The sequence below is a fragment of the Leuconostoc sp. LN180020 genome, assembly GCF_014844115.1.
Taxonomy (GTDB): domain Bacteria; phylum Bacillota; class Bacilli; order Lactobacillales; family Lactobacillaceae; genus Leuconostoc; species Leuconostoc citreum.
This window is the reverse complement of sequence record NZ_CP039736.1, coordinates 1,083,216-1,104,403: the sequence shown is the minus strand read 5'-3', so window position 1 is coordinate 1,104,403 and position 21,188 is coordinate 1,083,216. Positions and strand designations below refer to the sequence as shown.

The following is a 21,188-nucleotide window of genomic DNA, read 5'->3' as shown; positions in this document are numbered from 1 at the left end:
TTTCCTCACATATCATATGGTGTGACAATCACTTGTTCATAAACTGCATTAATCTTTTCTTGCGTTGCAATATCATCACTGAATGCGGTGGCTGTCCCACTAGCTACCGCCATTCTAAAACTTGCCATTACATCTCCTGTTGTTAACCAAGTGCCAACAAAGCCAGCAATCATTGAATCCCCAGCACCAACGGAGTTTGCCACTTTACCGACAACCGGTTGTGCAAAATATTGCCCTGTTGTTGTAAATAATATCGCTCCATCCCCTGCTAATGAAACAATCGCATATCTTGCGCCATCTTTCAATAATTGCTGTCCCCAACGTATAACCTCTTTGGGTTGCGTAAGTGGCACCTGATAAAGCTGTGCCAGTTCTGCACGGTTAGGTTTGACCAATAATGGTTGACGGCGTAAAGCTAATTGTAATTGTTCCCCTGTGGTATCGATAACAAATGCTGCCTGTCGCTCTTGAATTTTGTCTAGCATTTTTTGATAAATTGTATCATTTAAATTTTTAGGCACACTGCCTGATAAAATCACAATATCTTGAGCTGTTAATACATCAAAATGTGAGAGAAATAGCGCCACTTCGTCATCACTAATATGAGGCCCTGTAGCATTAATCTCGGTTTCTTCAGCTGCTTTTATCTTAATATTAATACGTGTATTGCCAGCAATTGTTGTAAAATTTTGGTGAATATGCGATTCAGATAAGGTAGCTTGCAGATGCTGACCAGTATAACCACCCAAAAACCCCCAAGCCGTGTTAGCAATAGCTAGATGTGCCAATAATCGGCTAACATTAATACCTTTACCTCCGGGATACATTATTTGCGAATCTGAGCGATTTGTTTCGCCTAGTTTAAGGTGTGTTAGCCGCGTAATATAATCCAAAGAAGGATTTAAGGTGACTGTATAAATCATTTATTTTCCTCCGCATCTATTACTGTCATGGCTTGGCTTAATACTTGCCACTGCTGATTGGTTAGAGCTGATGTTACTAAGACAACACGTTCTAAATCAACTGCTTTTGCAAAGGCAGCCGTTCCAATTTTGCTATTATCAGCCAACACATAGCTCACCTGTGACCGCTCAACAACAGCTTTTTTTATTGCTGCTTCCTCTAAATCTGGTGTCGTTAAGCCAAATTCGACCGACAGACCATCGGCCCCAACAAAACTAACATTAAATAACATATGATTGATTTGATTAACAGCTGCTGCGCCAATAACCGCATCAGTTGTCTGCTTTACTTGCCCACCAATAATCATTACGGGTATCATCAAATCGGATAGTTGGGCTGCATGATGGACTGAATTCGTGACGACTGTAACTGCAGGTTTTTTATCTGCTAAATATGGAATAAGTTCTCCTGTCGTTGTGCCGGCATCAAGAAATATAATTTCACCACCTTGTAATTGTTGTGCTGCGCGTTGCGCAATTTTTTGTTTCGTTGCTTGATACAGTGATAAACGTTCACTCACCGGTAAACTACCACGGCTCGGCTCTATCCATTCAACACCACCGTGTACACGACGTACTAACCCATCAGCAGCCAAAATATCCAAATCTCGACGCACCGTAGACAATGATGTCTTTGTTACCTTTTTGAGTTCTTGTAGCGAAATAAATTGATTTTTTTGGATGATTTTTAAAATTTGTTTCTTACGTTCTGCGACAATCATGTTTGTCCTCACTATTTGTAAGCGCTTTCTTTACGATTTAATAATAACTGCTTTTAATATTTTTTGCAAGCTTTTTGTGCCATAAATAGTCATAACATGTCACAAAAAAAGCAATCAATTCTTGATTGCTTTTTAATAGTTTATTCCCAAGGTGCTTTTTCAAAAGTTTCTGTGTGCCCAAATAATTGATAATGCTTATCTTTTGCAATATTTTCAGCGCTCATTCGTAACTTGCCTGATAATTGATACGATTCTGCAACTGCTTGAAGGTATGCAACTAAGTCTTTTGACCAAACAAGATTAGTATCGTAGCCATACTGCAGCCATAAACTATCCACTGTATTATCTTGCCACTGACTAGCACCATGATAAGGTCGATCATCCAACAAAATACCACCGGTCTTATGAACGATTCCTTTATCATGTGTTAAAATAACACGCTTATAAAAAGGGCTATTATTATCATTCCCAAAATGATCTGTCAACCATAGAAGTTTATCTTGCCAAGCACTGGGATTACGCCATGGTGCAGTTGATAAAATGTACAACTCAAAATCTGCTACCAAAACATTAATGCTTTCAACAGCGTCGGGCATTGGTGGTAAATGACGAAAAATACCAGGAATTTGGTCTGGTTTATCTACCTGGAATTGCGCCATATCAAGGGTATTTAAAACAGACAACGTATCCACAAGCACATTATCCATATCTAAAAACAGCTTAGGTTTTGCTAACATGTGTTTTCTCCATAATGTCAAAGTTAAAGAAAGCACTTTCAAAACTTGGACACCATCATTATACCATCTCAAAACTTAGTCGTCAGCATTATATTACATACAAAAAGTGATAACTATGCTAACAAATTAGCGCAATTATCACTTTCAAATCATACAATATTATCAATTATACCAATGCTAACAAATCGGCTTTCTTAGCTGATGATGCATATTGAGTGCCTTGAGCATCCAAATAAGCTTTGATTTCGGCAACAGTATTCTTTTCTGTTGGCTTTGTAGCTGATGCTGCAGGCTTTGCAGCAGTTGACTTCTTAGCAGCCTTCATTTCAGCAAACTTTGCTAAAATACCTGCATTGCTCAACAAGTTACGTGCAGTATCTGATGGTTGCGCACCATTGCTCAACCATGTCAAAATCTTTGCTTCATCAAGCTTGATTTCTGCTGGTTGTGCAATTGGGTTGTATGTTCCAACTGTTTCGATGAAACGGCCATCACGAGGTGAACGTGAATCAGCGATAACAACACGGTAGAAAGGACGCTTCTTAGCACCCATACGCTTCAAACGGATTTTTACTGACATATTAATGTCCTCCAAATTTCTTTTGTGCTTTTTGCACTTTATTTACAACTAATAGTATCCCACTAAACCAGTCTTATGTCAAGGGTTTTTACTTGACATGTGTTATCCAACGTATAATCCTTTCTACTTCTGCTTCTGGTAAATAACGCATGTCAATCATTTTAGCCCCATCGCCATTCCGAATTATAACGCGAAGATGTTGTGTTTGTGACTTAATCATAAAGTAACTTTGCGTTGCTTTCGCCCCCTGAATCTTGTCACGAGGAATTGTATACACATGTTTGGTCAGCCATTGAGATGTTTGAAGAGTTAATGTTTCTTGTTCAATGACTAATCGCTGGTCTGTCATGCGAACAGCCGCACATATCATGACATAAATTATTAAAACAGACAATATGAAAATACCAATGACACTATAAATTGTCGGCCAATGCCAGACATAAGCGCAACCAAAATAAATCACAGTCGGCAAAGTTAAATAGATTAGGCTCATGAGCACCTCATAACGTAGCTCATAAAACATAGCATGGTCAATACCAATAGCCTTTTTTGGTGTAATCAACCGATAACTAGGTAAGAAATCAGACAACACATGATACGCTTTTGAACTACTAACAACAGGTATAATCGTCGTTTTATCCTGTTTCTCTTTATCCCCTCGGCCTGATGAAGCTAACAAGACATTGATTGTTGCGAGGTTTACCCAACGTCTTAATAAAGATTGCTCGTAGTGTACGGCTTGAATACGCGATAAGCGCAACTGTATTTCTTTTTTAGTCAATAAACCTTGTGTGATGGCTAGATGAACGCCAAATCGTGTCAATGTAAAGTGATAATAGCGGTTATATATTCGTGCAAAGGCAATGACTAAACTGACAATTAAGATGACAGCCAAAATCATGATATACCCTGCAAACGTTTGACCTGAAAACCAGTGATCAAACTTTGCCACTAAATCCTGTGGCATATGCATACTCAATTCAGAAATGACTGTTGCTAAGGCACCAAAAATGCCCAAACTCCCTAATGATGTCAAAGCAAACACGACAAGTTCAGATGTCTGGATATGGTAAACATGATCGGCCTTTGGTACTTCCTTTGACTCAGTTGTTTTCGTTTGTGATTGCTGACGATATTGCTCGATCACTTCAATTTGAGTTAAGCGTAACGCACTAAAAACTAAACGATCATCTTTTTTGCCAGATGTCTCGATACTTACCCGATAAACATCAAATGGCTGAAAATAAAATGGTTGTGTACGTGTAATCGTCTGTATTCGCTCGAAAGGCATATGTACATATTTTCTAATGAACACCCCTTTTTTGAGTGTTATTTCATGAGGTGTCATGTCATATGTAAAAAACCACCATCGTAAAACACCAAAAAGTATTGCTAACAAGATTAAGCCAACAATGACGATTAAGCGACTCGTCATACTACGCGTGTGACCAAAAAACAAAAACAACACGACAAAAAAGAATTCTCGTACTGTCATAATGATTTCGGCAATAACAGCAACAACAGGTTGATGAGCAGATTTAGTCATCATTATTAACCTCACGCGCTTGTCTTGCCGCTAAAATCAATCGTTCACGCAATGTTTGCGCAACTTGCTCATCAACTGCTGCAATCGAAAAACTATGTGCCGCTGTCACAATAACCAGTCTCTTTAAATGAAAAAACTGAAGTAATGGCCCCTGAGTCGTATCAACATTTTGAATACGATTAAGTGGTATCGCTTCTGTTTTTCTAAGAAAAAAGCCTTTATAAATTAAAATAGCTGTATCATCTAAAGCATAACGGTGAAAACGATAATAGTACGGTATCAGTAATAGATGACCAATGACCAAACCAATAATCACAATTAACATTATATTTAAAACCATGATAATGGTACTTGGCCACTGCGTCCCTAAGCATAAATTAAGGACTAATAACGCTAGGCTCAACACTAGCATCCCTATTAAATCGTCCAACACCCAGACGATTTTCGCACGTTTTGGTAAATATTGTGCATATTTAGATATCATATTGCCCCCCAGGCCCCCATGATTACTTATTGTCGTTTAGCATTGATTTCTTCACTCAACACAATTAAATTATCTAATGCCCGTCGTGCTAAGCGCGAATCATGCGCACGGTTAGCGTCATTTGTAATACCGCCAAGTGTATGTGGCGTATTAATATCTTTAATAATGGCAATCAGTTGTTCATGCCATAGTGTTAATTGATCTTTTTCAGTCATAACAAATCTCCTTCAAAACAATTACGTTTATTTTATCATGGTTAGCGGTTTCTTTCATGAGAAAGACGGTCATTATCAATTCTTGTGATATAACAAACTTTAAGTTAATCTCAAATTAGCTAAAAAACGCCTAAATTCAACGGCTTAATTTGGTAATTAGCTAATTGTTAGGTAAAATAGAAGTTAGTATTCAGTAAGGAAAGGAAGTATGTAGCCTGATATCAAGGCTCATATAAGGGGATATTTTAGTATGTTATCAGAATTCAATACATTTATCATGCGCGGCAACGTGCTTGATTTAGCCGTTGGTGTCATTATCGGTGGTGCTTTCACTGGTATTGTCAAGTCATTAACCAATAACTTAATCAGTCCTATTATCACATTTTTCACCGGTGGCACCTCAGATCTTCAAAACTTAAAATTAGTCGTTACTAAGGAATTAACATTCAAATATGGTGCTTTTTTGAATGACGTCATTAACTTCTTAATTACTGCCTTTGTCGTCTTTCTCTTGGTGAAATTTGTTAATCGTATCCTGCGTACAAACAAAAAAGAAGAAGTTAAAGCCAATCCAGAATTAGAAGTATTAGCTGAAATCCGTGACTTGCTTGAAGCACAGAAAAAAGCTTAATGTTCGCTTTTTGACTTAAAACCGTCCGACAACCGTACTTGTTGTTTGGACGGTTTTTTTGTATAGTTATTAAGCTACTAAAATATTGGAGGTCGTCATGGTGATTATTACCGCAGGTATGATTGGCGTTGGTAAAACAACATTAACAAGTTTAATCGCTGAAAATTTTGGCACAAAAGCATTTTATGAACCGGTTGGTGATAATCCGGTTTTGCCACTTTATTATTCTGATCCAAAGCAATACGGTTTTTTATTACAGATTTACTTCTTAAATCGTCGATTTGATATGATTAAGCAGGCATTAGCAGATGATAATAATGTTTTAGATCGTTCGATTTATGAAGACGCATTATTTACATCTGAGAACCACAAAGATGGTAATATTACAGATGCTGAAATGTCAGTTTATACACAGTTATTAAATAATATGATGTCCGAACTGCAAAAATTACCTAAAAAGTCACCTGATTTGTTAGTTTATGCTGAAACAGATTTTGAGACCATTCTTTATCGTATCAAAAAACGTGGCCGCGATTACGAACAATTCGACAATAATGACGACTTACGTCAATACTATTTCCGCATTTGGTCAGCTTACCGTGAGTGGTTTGACAATTATGATGCCTCACCAAAAATAAAAGTAGATCTCCAGACATACGATTTGGAAATACCAGAAAATCAAACTATTATTTTAAATCAAATTAATGATGCTTTGAAAACAATTCGTTAATAAAAAACACATGGCCATCTGGTCATGTGTTTTTTATATTATTTCACCAAAAACTTCAACGCTGAGCGAATATACCCGTCTGTTGTATCCTTTTGATTAGCCAAAACTGTCTGTAATTTAGCGACGTCTTTCGCACTATACCCCAACGATTCCAGTGCTGCCAAAGCATCAGCCAATGCCTGATTATCAGTTGTAGGGACTGTTTCTACCGTCATACCTGCTGATAATGCCAAATCATCTAACTTTCCCTTCAAATCCAACACAATTTGTTGGGCTGTCTTTTTACCCACGCCAGGAAATTGTGTTAAATAAGATGCATCATCATTGGCCACAGCTGTTACTAATCCTGCAGCATCATCACTTGCTAAGATAGCTAAGGCGCTTTTAGGTCCAATACCAGAAACATTGAGCAGTTTATTAAACAAATATTTTTCGTTTTCGTCTATAAACCCGTATAATGTCATTTCATTTTCACGAACAATTTGTTCAACATAGACGTGAGATTCAACATTTTGTTCAAAGCGATATGGGTTGGCTACGAATAATTTGTAACCAACACCACTGCGATCAGCAATCACTAGATAAGCGGGATAAATGTTTGTAATCAAGCCATTAATATATTCATACATCGTGTCTCTCCTCATGTAGACATGTGCTCTTTAAGCCACTGTAAAATTATTTGTCGCGCTTAATAAACATCGCATCCCCGAAACTAAAGAAACGATATTGTTCAGCAACAGCATGTTGATAGGCATTTAGAATATTGTCACGACCCGTAAACGCAGCAACCAACATAACCAAAGTTGACTTTGGCAAATGGAAATTAGTAATAAATGCATCAACAGTTGTCCACTTGTACCCTGGCTTAATGAAAATATCTGTCCAGCCTGAATCTGCTTGCAATTTGCCCTCAAATTTTGACCCAATTGTTTCCAAAGTACGAATAGATGTTGTCCCCGTGGCAATAATGCGTCCGCCATTTTCACGTACCTGGTTTAATGTATCCGCTGCATCTTGGCTTAATTGATAGAACTCTGAATGCATTTTGTGGTCTTCAATATTTTCTTCCTCTACCGGTCGGAAAGTGCCTAGCCCCACATGAAGCGTTAATTCAACTGTTTTAACTCCTTTAGCCCGGACTTGATTAAGCAACTCAGGTGTCCAATGTAATCCAGCTGTTGGCGCTGCAGCTGAACCATCAACTTTCGAATAGACCGTTTGATAGCGTTCTTGGTCAGCCAACTTCTCTTTAATATAAGGCGGTAGTGGCATCTCACCTAATTTATCTAATAGCGCCATAAAAATGCCATCATAATGGAATTCGACATATCGACCACCATGTTCTAGCTCGCCGACAACCGTTGCTGTCATGATTGGCTGTGTCACATCATCACCAAACACAATAGTCGAACCAACAGGTGATTTCTTGGCTGGTCGCACCAATGTCTCCCATACATCCCCATGATCTTGGCGTAATAGCAGGACTTCAGCATGTCCACCAGTTTCTGGACGTATGCCATGTAATCTTGCTGGCAAAACACGTGAGTTATTCATGACAATGGCATCACCAGGATTCACGTAATCTAAAATGTCGTAAAAATGCTTGTCTTGATAAGCGCCTGTATCAGCATCTAGTACCAGTAAACGTGAAGCATCACGCTGCTTTAAAGGTGTTTGCGCAATTAATGCTTCTGGCAAATCATAATCAAAGTCCGCCAATTGGTAATGTTTCTCATCAGTCATCTTTTATACCTGTATTACCTGACATACCAGTTTGCTTTTCAAATTCAAACCCTGTCAAGTTCACTTTCTCTTTTTCTTTTTCGGATAACACTTTATTATCATTTGGAATATTAAACTGTTTTAGAACAGTCGCATAAGTTAAATCATTTTTATTCAGATAATCAACGAGCAGTGCTAATTCATGACGTTGTGTTGCTGTTGGTTTGTTGATGGTGATTTTCTCATCAAATGCACGCTCAACCAAACGATCATAACGTTTATTCTCAGATTCTATTTGATAGGTTTCTGAAATTGCTGCAATACGTTGTGATAGTAACGGACTAAGCGCCTCAAAACTAATAGGCTGTCCAAATACCCTTGTTTGCATATAGGCTGAGTCAAGTGATAAATTAATCATATTATCACGCTGATATTCTGCTTCATGAATGTGCCCATGAAGTGATAATAATGGGTATGGTAAATCAACAGCGTAGTGACTCAACCAAACTTGCCGACCATCAATCTTGAGTGATTTTGCTGTCTCAACAACTTCAATGACTTGAGCCTCCGGCGCTTTATACGCTGCTTTCAGCTGATCAGTATGATCATGATTACCCTTAAATAATATTTTTTTACCCCGCAGGCGAGCCAGTTGTGCCACAAAATCTTGCTTTTTGCGAAACATCCCCAAATCACCCAAAAAATATACAGTGTCTTCATCAGTCACTGTATCATTCCAAATTTTTTCTAAATAGCGATCCATTTCTGAAATAGTAGGTGCTATTCCCAATAATTTTAATGATTCTACACGTGATTTATCAAAATAAAGAATTTTTTCATGATTGAAATGCGTATCAGAGATAATATAGTCCATTACATTTTCCTTTGGTACGGGATATTGAGATGCGCATAAGCTGCTTCAGTAACAACTCGTCCCCTTGGTGTGCGCTGTAAAAAACCAATTTGTAATAAGTAAGGTTCAACCATGGATTCAAGCGTCTCTGCTTCCTCACCAATATTAGCAGCAAGCGTATTTAAGCCAACCGGACCACCTTGATAGTACGTAATCATTGTATCTAATAATTTATGATCTGTTTCATCTAGACCACGATTATCAACACGCAACTTATCTAAGGCAATATCAACAATTACCCGATCAATGGCTGCTTTCCCTTGGACTTGCGCAAAATCACGCACGCGTTTTAACAGCCGGTTAGCAATTCTTGGTGTTCCGCGTGAACGCAAAGCAATTTCGTAAGCCCCTTCCGGTTTAATGGGCGCCTTAAAGATATCAGATGACCTGACAACGATTTCTTGTAGTTCCTCTGGCGTATAATATGACATCGCACTCATAATCCCAAAACGATCGCGCAATGGCTTAGATAACATACCTGGACGTGTTGTTGCGCCGATGAGAGTAAAAGGTGGCAGAGGAAAATGCACGGCACGCGCTGTCGGTCCTTGTCCAACCATAATGTCTACAAAATAATCCTCCATGGCAGAATACATAATTTCTTCAACGTTTGTTGGTAAGCGATGAATTTCATCAATAAATAAAATATCACCTGGTTCTAATTCATTTAACAACGCCACTAGGTCGCCTGGTTTCTCAATTGCTGGCCCCAAGGTGGTTTTAATATGAACCCCCATCTCGTTAGCAATGATCATAGCCAGCGTAGTCTTCCCTAGCCCTGGTGGTCCAAATAATAAGACATGGTCAAGTGCCTCTTCACGCTGCTTGGCCGCAGAAATATAAACAGACAGTTCCTCTTTCAAGGCAGCTTGCCCAATATATTCACGCAAAAACTGGGGTCTCAGCGACAGTTCATCATGCTGTTCCGCCTCATTGGTGGCAGCATGACGTAACAAGCTATCTACTTCAGTATTTTCATCATACCATTGGTTAAATTGTGGTTCTTGTTGATTTCCCATAGTTACAATTTTATCACGTTTATTCAGGATTCAGCCATTAGCGATTGAACGATTGCGTTAATGCAGGAATTTCCTCATGCTGCCGATTATAAAATGCCACAGAGTACGCTGTATCGGACACTGTTAATACTGCATAAGTGCCACCAATAGCCGTATGTGGCCCCTTTGGCAAACTAATCGAACCTGGATTAATAAATAATTTATCGTCAAACATTGCCACGCCATCGATATGTGTATGACCAAACAACACAATTTGCGCTTTCGCTTCCTTAGCAAGTTGGTTCATCACGGTTAAATTAGCCCAAGAATCCAACGAACGTACATTATATAAATGCCCGTGTGTCTGAGAAAAAGTCGTGCCCGCAATAGTTGTAACCCGTGCTGCAACAAAATCATCGTCGTTATCCATATTACCAATCACAGTTGAGACGCCGTCAAATACATTGTCATTGGCTGATAACTCTGAATCACCATTATAAAAAACAGCTGCAACATTTGACTGCCAATGATTAAAAATATCAACGAGTATATCTCGATCACCATGCGTATCCGATACAATAAGAAACTTCGTCATTTATCCTATCCTTTCAACCAATCTGGTAGTTGCTGTCCCAAAGACTTGAGCGCCAACCCTCGATGACTAACATGATTTTTTTCTTCAGCAGTCAGTTCAGCAAAAGTTTTATCAAATTGGGGTACAAAGAAAATGGGATCATACCCAAAACCGTTATTACCACGACGCCCTGTGGTAATTTGTCCATCAACTTGACCATTAGCAACTAACCGACGGCCGTGATTATCAATCAACACTAGCACACTATTAAAATGTGCTGTACGATTCTTTTCACCAGATAATTTTGTCAACACTTTATCGATATTTGCTTCATCATCATGATCGCCCGCATAGCGCGCCGAATAAACTCCTGGTTGACCGGCTAAGGCATCAACAGACAAACCAGAATCATCAGCCAAAATATAATCATTGGGTGCCACTTTGGCAATAGTCTGAACTTTTATCGTGGCATTTTCCTCAAAAGTTTTCCCATTCTCGACTATTTCTGGTATGTTACTGTCTAATTCGTTCAATGGCACAACAGTGAGTTCAATATGCAACATTGCCAACATTGCCTTTAGCTCACTAATTTTGTGCGCATTGTTACTGGCTAAAATTAGTCTTGCCATCTTGTTCCTCCAAATATTGTTGCCTATCGTTTTCTACTATATTAAGGTGTCGTACATCTAAAGCGTCTGGTAAATCTAACCAATCGGTCGCTATGATACGAAAATTTGCTGTATTCCCTGTTGTATAGTAAATATCTTTACTATGTGAATGTGCGACACTTGTATATAAATCATGCATAAGCAAGGCTTCTTGAATCACGCGAACGGTCTCACGTCCAGCATCTATTAGAGTAACCTGTGGCCCCATGGCCGATTCAATAAAAGGCGCTAATAATGGAAAGTGTGTACATCCAAGTATCAACGTATCAACATCTTGGCTCTTCATATGTTCAAGATGCTGACTAACGATATTCCCCGTTGCTGCCTCGTGGTATTTATTCGACTCAACTAACTGAACAAATTCAGGCTCAGCTTGTGACGTTATCTGAACGTCATCACGAAAAGCGTGAATCTCATTATCATAGGCACCGGAATCGACAGTTCCCTGTGTTGCAATAATGCCTATGCGATTATTTTTAGTTGTTTTAGTGGCAGCCCAAGCACCTGGTTGAATAACCCCAATGACAGGAATAGCTAATGTCCTCTGTAACTGAGACAATACGCGTGCTGTTGCAGTATTACAAGCAATAACCAGCAACTTAATATGCTTTTGCTCGACGAGGTAATTTGCCATTTGAAAGGTATAACGCACAACCTCTTCAGTAGGCCGTGGGCCATAAGGCATTCGTGCTGTATCACCAATAAAGATAAATTGTTCGTTGGGTAGTTGTTTCTGAGCTTCTTTGATAACTGTTAGACCACCAACACCAGAATCAACAAAACCGATTGGATTATTTTTATTCATATCTATAATTATGCCTTTAAATGCAAAGAATGCAAGCTTTTAGGCCGTAAAGTTTGGTATAATAAAAGTCTGAAAGGTCAAACAAGTTCATGAATATCAACGATTACGATAAAATTTTACAAACAAATTTTCAAGTTAACAGTTTTGCTCTAACACTCTTACGTGACGGCTTACTTAAAAATTTACTGCAAGAGGATTATCCACACATTCTCTACTGGGCCGGTAAAGAAATTGCTCGTCAATTCCCAACAGATGCACTTGCCTCAGTTGTAGATTTTTTTAAAAATGCTGGTTTTGGAGATTTAGAAATTGCCTCTCAAGATAGTAAAAATCAACGCTGGTCCCTCACAGGTGATTTAGTACAGCAACGTTTAGCACGCGACAAAACAGCTGACTTCAGTCTCGAGGCAGGATTTTTAGCACAACAACTTGAAGTACAAACAGGCGCCATTGCTGAAGCAACTTTCAAAATCATGAAAAAAAATATCGGTGTCAGCTTTGAAGTCGTCACTGATCTAAATGAAACTGTTGACGTTTCTGATATTAAACAACGCGTTGCCGCTCGCGAATCATTTCTCAAAAAGACGCACGCTAGCGTTGAGCACGCAAAATTAGTTGAACTGCGCGATGATGGTGATATATCGAGGGAACAATCAATTACTGACTCACTACTGGCATTTAAATTCGATGATGTCATATCACCTGCAGAAGAACGAACCAGCTTGAGTGCACTATCTAGTGAAGAAGAAATTGACCCTTTTAACTTTCCAACAAACACCAATAAAGATTCGCAATCACCTTTCTCATAACAAAAAAAGATGTGCCCCAAAAGTGGCACATCTTTTTTATTTAAACGATTTCAAATTTTCAGGTGTTGGCGAAAGATTTTGCCAACGCGTTGAAAGATAGTTATTGTTAATATGGTAATTAACTGGCTGATAACCCTTTGTCAAAAATGGGTTGATTTTTTGATCTGCTGCTACCCAACCATTCCAACCAAGATGAATCGTATCTTGCATGAAATAATTTTGACCCCCATCACGTGAAAAGTCTGCAATATTATTAAAGCCTTGAGAAGTTAACTGTTTTTTAACTTTATCGACACTTTGATAATACATTTCTTTACGCAAACCTGTATAATCGGTCCAACGTTGATTAACTGGTTGGATGATAAATAACACATCTGTATGCTGCTTAGCAAACTCAGCTAATACAGCTTGCAAATCAGAATATTCTTCGGATTCACGATAGTCAAAATTGCGTTGTGAATTTTTTAATCTTTTCAAATTAAGTTTAATACGGTATTTATAAAATGAATTCTTAATTTGAAAATTATTGTTTGTTGTCTCTTGCTCACCTAATTTTGTCGCTTCGCTTAGCAGTGTTGCTGCATCATCCTTATCGGGTAAGCGACCAATAGCGGGCTTGACACGATTTTTCCAATTATTAGATGCTGAGAAATTAGAAAATAATTGATCTTCCCGTAATAACATACGATGCCGAACGCTTAATATATTTTTATCGGCGTTTGATAGTGGTTGGTTATTACTAATTTTTGTTACTAGACGGTTATAAACGGCATTATTTTTGACTTGCTTTTCACGTAGTAAACGATCTGCTATGAAACGGTCAGTGGGTGTAATACGATCAATTCGTTGCAACCAATTAGCCGTTTGTAACGGTGAATAAAATTCAGAAAAAGAAACTTTAGAATTTTTTTTCGTAAACCATTGCTGTGAAATAATAAATACAGCTTGTTTTTTATGCAAACCATTGGGCATTTCTTGCATACTTAGATAATGCGTTAGTGCTTCTGTGCCAGCTTGTCCTAGTAAAAAAGGTTGATAATTACGATGATATTTTTCAGCAAGCATAGATGGGTGCATCGTATCTAAACGTAGCAACTCACTCGAGCCAAAAAAAGGCACATATCGTTTAGATTTATCATTAAACGCTGCAGTTTTAATCGCTTCACCCTTGAACACATTTTTCGAAAACGAAACAGATGCTTCACGGATATCATTTTGTGTGATGTGATTTAAGGAAAACGGTGCCAAAAAAAGTGCGCCAATTAATACAAACGCAATGATTACCGGTCCAAAAATCCACCATAATCCTCGTTTTTTCATGCGATTTACCCGATTAATGATTCAACTTTAGCAATCACTTTATTGGGCGTGTTCCATTCGTCACGGTTAAACTCTGATACAGGTGCTTGAATATTGAACTTACTTTCAAGATCAAGTAACAACTCAACTGTTGACATTGAGTCAAGCAGACCACTTTCAAAAAAGTCATCGTCCATTTGATCTGAAATATCTTCACCAATAATTGTATTTAAAATTTCAACTACTTCTTCTTTTACTGCCATTGTTATTTCCTCTTTCTTTTAAATACGTTTACTTAAACCATAGTTTGTCTAAGAAATCACCATTGAATATTAAGAAACTTACCATAACCACATTAAATGTAATGAAAATGGCTAGTGCTTCTGTAAATTTGTTGTGCGGTACATTGTGTTTCTTCTTATAACGCAGCCATGCATCATTAATCACTAATCCGACGCCATGGAATAAGCCATAAACAATATAATACCAGTGTAAGCCGTGCCAAAATCCCATCACTAACATATTAAAAATGTATGCTAAATTCGAGGTTGTTACACGGCTTTTAATCCATTTTTTCTTCATAATGAGAAAAACAAATCGCATGAAAATATAATCACGGAACCAGAATGACAAAGTCATGTGCCAACGATTCCAGAATTCTTTCAAGTTTTTTGACAAAAATGGCTTATTAAAGTTCATAGGGACTTCAATACCCATAACATAACTTGTTGCAACAGCAAATAATGAATAGCCGGCAAAGTTGAAGAACAAATTCAAACCTGAAGCGTACATCACTGGCACTAACCACCATGTTAAGCCACCATGTACACTGGCCGATTCAATTGCCAAACTTTTAACCTGAGGTAAAACAAAACTCTGGAAAAAATAGGCCGATATAACAAAATTATACAAAAAACCGAGGAAGAAATACCAAACAGCCTTTTCTAACATTTTTAGATACTTGTCACGATCTGGTACCGAAGTCACATCTGCTATAAAACGGCGATATCGGTCAATTGGTCCTGACGAAATAGTTGGCATAAAGAGCATAAAACGTAAAAATAACCAAGGATTAAATTCTTTAATTGAGCCATCACGCGTCTCTAAAATCATACCAACTGAACGAAATGTTAAATACGAAATACCTAGAAAACCTAACAACGTGGCCACATGTGTCCAGTGTGTTGGTGCAGACAGTTTAACCAAGAATAACGGCAATATCGCGAGTAATGTTACGACGTAAAATACGACCGTATTATTGGCTTTCTTTCGATATAGCGTATAGCCCCAAACAAGTAGCCACTGCCATATCATGAACCCGATAATAGCATAGCCTTCATGGTATTTCTTGCCATTGAACATTAGGAAAATAAACGCAAACGACACGATGACTTCATACCAAGCAAAACGCTTGCCAAAGTATAAGCCAATAGTAAGCGGTGCAAGTGCTAGTAGTAAAATCACAAAATATTTTGGATCAGCATAGGGTTGTAAATTAAGCATTGCCATTCACCTCAGCAATCAACCCTTTCAAATCAATCTTACCATTCGGCGTCAATGGCAGACTTTCGCGATACATGAAGCGGCTTGGTACCATATATGGCATCATAATATTTTCCAACTCCGCCTTGATTGCATTGGTCAGTAGAATAGGTTTTTCAAAGTCATTATCTTTTGCAACAATAATTGCTAATAATTGTTTTACTTTACCATCGGCATCATACCTAGGGATGGCAACAGCCTGTTCCACCCACTGACTTTGCTGTAATTGCTGAGCAACTTCTTCTAATTCAATTCTGAAGCCATGTAATTTAATTTGAAAATCACTACGGCCCTTATAGTGTAATAAACCATCCTTATCACGAATAGCTAAGTCACCAGTACGATAGGCTTGTTGGCCGTTAACTGTAGTAAACGCTGCCGCTGTCTTTTCAGGATTATTGAGATAACCCTTTGATACCGATGGCCCAACAATAATAATTTCACCTGGCTCACCATCGGCAACCATCTCGCCATCAGCATCTTGAATAACAATCTCAGTGTCAGCTTTGACATAGCCGATTGGCATCTTGTTGTTGTTAGCGATGACAGCCTGAGTAATTGGTATGCTAGTTACCGCAACAGTGGCTTCAGTAGGGCCATAAGTATTATAGATATGCGCATCGGGAAAACGTGCTAGCAGTTTCTCAGCAGTTGTTTTGGTCAATACCTCACCACAGAAGAAGAAAGCGCTTAAATTGGGATGTACTGATTGCTTAAATTCTGGATCTAATAACGCAACGTCGGCAAAAGATGGTGTTGAGACCCACTTATGCAAATTCAACGTTGGCAATGTCTTAAATAGTGATTTAAAATCATCAGCCGTTTGTTTAGGCAAAGCTTTTAATGTCCCATGCGACAATAAAGCCGGCACCCAATCCATAACCGATAAGTCAAAAGAATATGGCGGTTGTGACAAGACATTGCTACCAGATTCCCAAGCGAAGTCATCCCCCAACATCCAATTTGAAAAACTCAACAAATTATCATGTGAAATCTGAACGCCTTTCGGCTTACCAGTTGTCCCAGAAGTGAAAATAATATAGAAATTGTCATCGCCACTAACTGGCTGACTCAATGTAAACGATGTTTTGGCTTCAAAAATTGCGCGCAATGCTTCTTTTTTAACTACCGGCACCTTAGTAACTGTAATAGGCAAATCATCTACCGCAATTATCAAAGCTGGTTGCCCAATCTCTATAATATCTGTCAAACGCTCTTCAGCTGAGTTAACATCAACTGGCACATAGGCGTGTCCTGACTTCACACTAGCCAAAAAACTAGCTATCATATCAAATTGTTGACCGCCATAAATCATAATCGGCGCCTTTTCAGCAATATCTTGCGTCTCAATAAATGCTGCTAAAGCATCAGAGGCATCTTTCAGTTGTGCATAAGTGTGTTGTACACCTAATTCATCATAAGCAATTGTATCCCCCTGTGTTTCAGCGAAACTATCAATTGTTTCAATGACATTTTTAATCATCATATTATTTTCCTAAATTAAAATTCGTTATAAATAAACTTACCGCCACCTACACCTGAATAACTATAAAGGTACACAAGCGTTAGAATGACAATAAAATAGAACAGCGTCCGTGCAATAAAATTGACAACCGGACGTTGAAAAAATTGTTTAATCATTTCAGGTTACCCCCGTATCTGTGATTTCATGTATAATCAACATAGTACATATTTGGAACTACTATAAAACACAATTGAATTAATTATAGCACAAACATGCTCGTTTTGTAGCAAATTATTACAATACAGATTACATCATTCGGAGATATGCCATGCTTAAAACGCTTGTTAATCAATCACAACGTTGGGATAATATTGTCTATCAGCATGCAACCATGCAGGCAGTCAAGACCGCGTTACAGCAACTTAGACCTATATTAGTAATTGATGTCTATGCGCATCTTCTATTTCGATTAATCTTTGCCCCTGATAACTTTATCGGTCGCATGGTCGACAACTATCCGCCAATAACAAAGGTTATATCTAACCACATGCGTATTGGGTTAACCTTCTTAGATGCTGCCATCGTGATGATTTTTGTTATTGCACTCACACAACACTACCTCACAACCAAAGGTATTACAAATACCAGTTTGCCCATCTTAACGAATTTTATTGCCATTTATTTATTATTAGTCGGTAAAAATCAGATTCCTACATATAATACAACGCAATACTTACTCATGAGTGTTACTGTCTTATTTAGTGTCACAACCTATTGCTGGTTTCAAAAAAAATGGGTCAATCCTGATACGTCACCTTATGCCTATCGCTATTTAGTCTGGGCCGTCTTAATTATCTTAATGAGTTGGTTATTGCGGCAATTAATTGCCATCCCACATTTTCAAACTACCATATCTGCCCTGCTGTCTAAAACATTTTTCACCACCTTCTGGGGTTTGCTCGCTGTTTCAATTCTTTCACCCCTGCTGTTCGTTTTTGGCTTTGCACTGCCTTCAGAACTGACTGATGATCAAACAACCTTAAATACTGTTATCGCTAATTTAGATGCCGTCCTAAGCACAGGTCATAAAGTCTTACCGTATCCCGAAAATCTATACAGTACTTACGGTGCTTTCACTCTATTTGGTGGCATTGGTAATACTTTAGCCATTAGTTTATTGCTGTTATTCGCTACCTCAAGGAAGCACCAAAAATTAGGCCTCATCACTTGGTTCCCTAGTCTGTTTGATGATAACACTTTGTTACTCGCTGGCGTTCCGCTATTTCTTAGGCCACTCATGTTAGTGCCTATGCTTTTGGTTTCAGTTATTAGTCAACTCATTGGGTATGTTGCTATCGCCACCCATTTCATTCAACCCGTTGTTTACCCAACACCAATGAATATTCCTAATCTACTGTTACCAACAATTGCCAGTACAACGCCAATACGTTCAACGTTAGTTACCGTTGCCGTCGTCATATTAAGTATCGTTATCTACCGCCCATTTGTTCATCGCTTGACCGAGGGGGTTTCTTATGAGAAATAAGTTCATTTTAACTGTTAGTCTGATGCTTATAATTGCATTAGGTTTTTATGGCCAACATTGGGTTGCAAAAACAACAACTAGCCAAGCCAAAATACAAAATTCCCGAATGGTGCCCACGATTTTCGTTCCAGGTTCCGAGGCCACGATTAACCGATTTGATGATTTATTTGCCACCATCAATGCCAAGGGTGCGCCGCATAGTGTGCTCAAAGTTCAGGTCAGCACTAGTGGCCAATTAACTTTTCTAGGTAGTATTAATGCCAATGACCGACAGCCTTTTATTGTTATTGGTTTTGAAGATAATCAAGATGGTTATGACCACATTAAAAAGCAAGCATCATGGTTAGCTAAAGCACTAGACACCCTGCAAGATCGCTATCATTTTCAAACATTCTCTGCAGTTGGGCATTCTAATGGTGGTCTTGATTGGACTATTTATTTAGAAAAATACCATGCTGACGATGATTTTAATATTCCAATACTCATGACGCTCGGTACACCTTTTAATTTCTCAGAATCTTCCTTACAACGCCGAACTGAAATGCTTAATGATCTCATTAGTGGCAACAATCAGCTACCCAAAGATTTAACCATGTATTCTGTTGCTGGCACTGAAGATTATACTGATGACGGTATCGTACCAGTTCAAAGTGTGATTGCGGGTAAATATATTTATCAAAAAGCTGTTAAATCATATACTCAAATTACTGTTTCCGGCGACAATGCTCAGCATTCAAGCCTGCCAGAAAATCCTGAAGTTGTTAGCTTAATTGAATCAAATATTCTCAAGCCATTAGCACGTTCTGATAGAAAACAGTAAAAAAACCTTGATAACAAGCGTTATCAAGGTTTTTATGCGTCACCACGTTTTTTGTTAGCCTTACGCACTGCACGCATTTCTTCACGTTGAGAAATACGTCGATCCATTTGGTTCTTACGTTGAATAGCTGATTTAATTCGTCGCTTATAACCTGGTTTAACAATTTTCTTTTTCTTTTTAACCATGCCAACCATTGTTGGGTCAAGCTTTTTAGTCGTTGCCACACGCTGTTTACGTGCACGACGATCTTTAACATCAATAATTTGATTATCTTTAATTTGTTTTGCTTTAAAATCAATTCCCAATGATTCAAGCTCTACTACTTCATCTTCTTCATCTGGTCCATACAAGGTAATTGCCAATCCTGGCATACCATTGCGCCCTGTACGACCAACACGGTGAACAAAGAATTCAAGTTCACCAGGTATATCATCATTAATCACATGCGATACACCTTCAATATCAATACCTCGAGCTGCTAAATCAGTTGCCACAACATATTGATAATCTAAGTTTTGAATCGCTTTCATGACACGTCGACGTTCTCTTGGCTCAATATCCCCATGAATCTCAGCGACTTTTAAGCCTTTACTACGTAAATTGCTAGCTATCTCTTTCGCGCGATCCTTTGTGTTGGCAAAAACAAGTGCTAAATAGGGATTGCTAATACTTAGGATCTGATAAATGACATCATTTTTATCTTTTGATTTTGTAGCTAGCAACCAGTTGTCGATTGTTTCGGCAATAACAGTTGAAACAGGAATTGCTTCGAATTTAGGATTATCCAAATATTTTTTTAAGAACGGCTTGAGTTTTTCTGGCATGGTTGCACTGAAAACTAGCGTTTGCAATTTTTCTGGCATAGCACCTGCAATATAGTCCACTTCATTTAAGAAACCCATATCCAATGTCATGTCCGCTTCATCAACAACTAATGTTTTAACTGCATGCAATTTTAGCGCACCAGAAGAAACTAAATCTTTTATACGCCCTGGTGTCCCAATAATAATCTGTGGTTGATTATTTTCCAGTTGTTTAACTTGTCGTAGCTTATCTGTGCCACCAACAAATTCCGAAATTGTTACCTCGTAAGGCAACTTATCAGCAAACTGCTTCGCCGCTTTTGTAATTTGTGCAGCAAGTTCACGCGAAGGTGTTGTAATTACCGCTTGTACGTAATTCTTTCCTTGCTCCAACTGATTAATAATTGGAATCAAAAAAGTATGCGTCTTACCTGAACCTGTTTGCGACTGGCCAACAACATCGTGCCCTTGTAAAACGGCCGGGATTAATTTAGCCTGAACTGCAGTTGGTTGTATAAAACCAATAGCTGTTAGTGCTGAAATAATGTCTGATTTTAAATTAAATTGTCCAAATTGGTTTGCTTTTTCTGCCATTAATTTCCTCTGCTTTCAATACA

25 protein-coding genes are annotated in these 21,188 nt (G+C 38.3%); 5 read left to right on the top strand and 20 right to left on the bottom strand.

What is annotated here, in order from left to right:
* Nucleotides 1-5: 5 nt before the first annotated feature.
* From pfkB to FAZ25_RS05700, 7 genes are all read right to left on the bottom strand, one after another.
* On the bottom strand, nucleotides 6-923 hold the full coding sequence (gene pfkB, locus FAZ25_RS05730) for a 1-phosphofructokinase (RefSeq protein ID WP_012305349.1): 918 nt from the start codon (nucleotides 921-923) through the stop codon (nucleotides 6-8).
* Nucleotides 920-1,684, bottom strand: a complete 765-nt coding sequence (locus tag FAZ25_RS05725) for a DeoR/GlpR family DNA-binding transcription regulator (RefSeq protein ID WP_192269151.1) — start codon at nucleotides 1,682-1,684, stop codon at nucleotides 920-922. Before FAZ25_RS05725 ends, pfkB begins: the two co-directional genes overlap by 4 nt.
* A 140-nt stretch (nucleotides 1,685-1,824) precedes the next feature.
* On the bottom strand, nucleotides 1,825-2,421 hold the full coding sequence (locus FAZ25_RS05720) for a hypothetical protein (RefSeq protein ID WP_004904878.1): 597 nt from the start codon (nucleotides 2,419-2,421) through the stop codon (nucleotides 1,825-1,827).
* A gap of 166 nt (nucleotides 2,422-2,587) precedes the next feature.
* The gene (gene rpsP / locus FAZ25_RS05715; RefSeq protein WP_004904880.1) at nucleotides 2,588-3,001 is read right to left on the bottom strand and encodes a 30S ribosomal protein S16; all 414 of its coding nucleotides are present in this window, start codon (nucleotides 2,999-3,001) and stop codon (nucleotides 2,588-2,590) included.
* Between the two features lie 88 nt (nucleotides 3,002-3,089).
* Entirely contained in the window at nucleotides 3,090-4,550 is a 1,461-nt protein-coding gene (locus FAZ25_RS05710) for a PH domain-containing protein (RefSeq protein WP_146983313.1), read from the bottom strand.
* Entirely contained in the window at nucleotides 4,540-5,031 is a 492-nt protein-coding gene (locus FAZ25_RS05705) for a PH domain-containing protein (protein ID WP_192269149.1), read from the bottom strand. Before FAZ25_RS05705 ends, FAZ25_RS05710 begins: the two co-directional genes overlap by 11 nt.
* Before the next feature lie 26 nt (nucleotides 5,032-5,057).
* The gene (locus FAZ25_RS05700; RefSeq protein ID WP_004901874.1) at nucleotides 5,058-5,246 is read right to left on the bottom strand and encodes a hypothetical protein; all 189 of its coding nucleotides are present in this window, start codon (nucleotides 5,244-5,246) and stop codon (nucleotides 5,058-5,060) included.
* Nucleotides 5,247-5,496: 250 nt separating this feature from the next.
* On the opposite strand from FAZ25_RS05700, the gene mscL reads away from it, so the two are divergent.
* Nucleotides 5,497-5,877, top strand: a complete 381-nt coding sequence (mscL, locus tag FAZ25_RS05695) for a large-conductance mechanosensitive channel protein MscL (RefSeq protein ID WP_192269147.1) — start codon at nucleotides 5,497-5,499, stop codon at nucleotides 5,875-5,877.
* A 97-nt stretch (nucleotides 5,878-5,974) separates the two neighbouring features.
* Nucleotides 5,975-6,607: a deoxynucleoside kinase gene (locus FAZ25_RS05690; protein WP_004901879.1), complete on the top strand. Its 633-nt coding sequence runs from the start codon at nucleotides 5,975-5,977 to the stop codon at nucleotides 6,605-6,607.
* 38 nt (nucleotides 6,608-6,645) lie between these two features.
* On the opposite strand, the gene ruvA is transcribed toward FAZ25_RS05690, so the two are convergent.
* Genes ruvA through racE form a run of 7 tightly spaced genes read right to left on the bottom strand, consistent with a single transcriptional unit; the run spans nucleotide 6,646 to nucleotide 12,287 of the window.
* Complete coding sequence (ruvA, locus tag FAZ25_RS05685) at nucleotides 6,646-7,236, bottom strand: Holliday junction branch migration protein RuvA (protein ID WP_004904886.1); 591 nt, start codon at nucleotides 7,234-7,236, stop codon at nucleotides 6,646-6,648.
* 46 nt (nucleotides 7,237-7,282) lie between these two features.
* Nucleotides 7,283-8,350, bottom strand: coding sequence for a tRNA preQ1(34) S-adenosylmethionine ribosyltransferase-isomerase QueA (gene queA, locus FAZ25_RS05680; protein WP_004904889.1), 1,068 nt, complete (start codon nucleotides 8,348-8,350; stop codon nucleotides 7,283-7,285).
* The gene (locus tag FAZ25_RS05675) at nucleotides 8,343-9,203 is read right to left on the bottom strand and encodes a metallophosphoesterase family protein (protein WP_133286049.1); all 861 of its coding nucleotides are present in this window, start codon (nucleotides 9,201-9,203) and stop codon (nucleotides 8,343-8,345) included. The genes queA and FAZ25_RS05675 overlap by 8 nt, the downstream gene beginning before the upstream one ends.
* The gene (gene ruvB, locus FAZ25_RS05670) at nucleotides 9,203-10,261 is read right to left on the bottom strand and encodes a Holliday junction branch migration DNA helicase RuvB (RefSeq protein WP_192269145.1); all 1,059 of its coding nucleotides are present in this window, start codon (nucleotides 10,259-10,261) and stop codon (nucleotides 9,203-9,205) included. The genes FAZ25_RS05675 and ruvB overlap by 1 nt, the downstream gene beginning before the upstream one ends.
* 37 nt (nucleotides 10,262-10,298) lie before the next feature.
* On the bottom strand, nucleotides 10,299-10,835 hold the full coding sequence (locus FAZ25_RS05665; protein WP_192269143.1) for a YfcE family phosphodiesterase: 537 nt from the start codon (nucleotides 10,833-10,835) through the stop codon (nucleotides 10,299-10,301).
* A 5-nt stretch (nucleotides 10,836-10,840) separates the two neighbouring features.
* Nucleotides 10,841-11,443, bottom strand: a complete 603-nt coding sequence (rdgB, locus tag FAZ25_RS05660) for an RdgB/HAM1 family non-canonical purine NTP pyrophosphatase (protein ID WP_192269141.1) — start codon at nucleotides 11,441-11,443, stop codon at nucleotides 10,841-10,843.
* Nucleotides 11,418-12,287 (bottom strand): glutamate racemase, encoded by an 870-nt coding sequence (gene racE / locus FAZ25_RS05655; RefSeq protein ID WP_149333905.1) that lies wholly within the window; start codon nucleotides 12,285-12,287, stop codon nucleotides 11,418-11,420. Before racE ends, rdgB begins: the two co-directional genes overlap by 26 nt.
* 89 nt (nucleotides 12,288-12,376) lie before the next feature.
* Here racE and FAZ25_RS05650 point away from each other — a divergent pair, with 89 nt between their 5' ends.
* A complete protein-coding gene (locus tag FAZ25_RS05650) occupies nucleotides 12,377-13,096 on the top strand; it encodes a YslB family protein (protein WP_004901897.1) in 720 nt (239 codons plus the stop codon).
* A 36-nt stretch (nucleotides 13,097-13,132) separates the two neighbouring features.
* On the opposite strand, the gene dltD is transcribed toward FAZ25_RS05650, so the two are convergent.
* The 5 genes from dltD to FAZ25_RS05625 are packed head-to-tail and all read right to left on the bottom strand — an operon-like array spanning nucleotide 13,133 to nucleotide 17,578.
* Complete coding sequence (gene dltD / locus FAZ25_RS05645) at nucleotides 13,133-14,416, bottom strand: D-alanyl-lipoteichoic acid biosynthesis protein DltD (protein WP_133286047.1); 1,284 nt, start codon at nucleotides 14,414-14,416, stop codon at nucleotides 13,133-13,135.
* A gap of 5 nt (nucleotides 14,417-14,421) precedes the next feature.
* Nucleotides 14,422-14,658, bottom strand: a complete 237-nt coding sequence (dltC, locus tag FAZ25_RS05640) for a D-alanine--poly(phosphoribitol) ligase subunit DltC (RefSeq protein ID WP_004901903.1) — start codon at nucleotides 14,656-14,658, stop codon at nucleotides 14,422-14,424.
* A 28-nt stretch (nucleotides 14,659-14,686) separates the two neighbouring features.
* Nucleotides 14,687-15,898: a D-alanyl-lipoteichoic acid biosynthesis protein DltB gene (gene dltB, locus FAZ25_RS05635; protein ID WP_192269139.1), complete on the bottom strand. Its 1,212-nt coding sequence runs from the start codon at nucleotides 15,896-15,898 to the stop codon at nucleotides 14,687-14,689.
* Nucleotides 15,891-17,423 carry a D-alanine--poly(phosphoribitol) ligase subunit DltA gene (gene dltA, locus FAZ25_RS05630; RefSeq protein WP_099044630.1) on the bottom strand — a complete coding sequence of 511 codons (1,533 nt, stop codon included), beginning with the start codon at nucleotides 17,421-17,423 and terminating at the stop codon, nucleotides 15,891-15,893. Before dltA ends, dltB begins: the two co-directional genes overlap by 8 nt.
* A gap of 14 nt (nucleotides 17,424-17,437) precedes the next feature.
* On the bottom strand, nucleotides 17,438-17,578 hold the full coding sequence (locus tag FAZ25_RS05625; RefSeq protein WP_004901910.1) for a teichoic acid D-Ala incorporation-associated protein DltX: 141 nt from the start codon (nucleotides 17,576-17,578) through the stop codon (nucleotides 17,438-17,440).
* 152 nt (nucleotides 17,579-17,730) lie between these two features.
* Between FAZ25_RS05625 and FAZ25_RS05620 the strand changes: the two genes are divergently transcribed.
* Nucleotides 17,731-18,948: a PTS sugar transporter subunit IIC gene (locus tag FAZ25_RS05620; protein WP_192269136.1), complete on the top strand. Its 1,218-nt coding sequence runs from the start codon at nucleotides 17,731-17,733 to the stop codon at nucleotides 18,946-18,948.
* On the top strand, nucleotides 18,938-19,768 hold the full coding sequence (locus FAZ25_RS05615; RefSeq protein WP_004904904.1) for an alpha/beta hydrolase: 831 nt from the start codon (nucleotides 18,938-18,940) through the stop codon (nucleotides 19,766-19,768). Before FAZ25_RS05620 ends, FAZ25_RS05615 begins: the two co-directional genes overlap by 11 nt.
* A 32-nt stretch (nucleotides 19,769-19,800) precedes the next feature.
* On the opposite strand, the gene FAZ25_RS05610 is transcribed toward FAZ25_RS05615, so the two are convergent.
* Nucleotides 19,801-21,165, bottom strand: coding sequence for a DEAD/DEAH box helicase (locus FAZ25_RS05610; protein ID WP_004901919.1), 1,365 nt, complete (start codon nucleotides 21,163-21,165; stop codon nucleotides 19,801-19,803).
* Nucleotides 21,166-21,188: the final 23 nt, after the last annotated feature.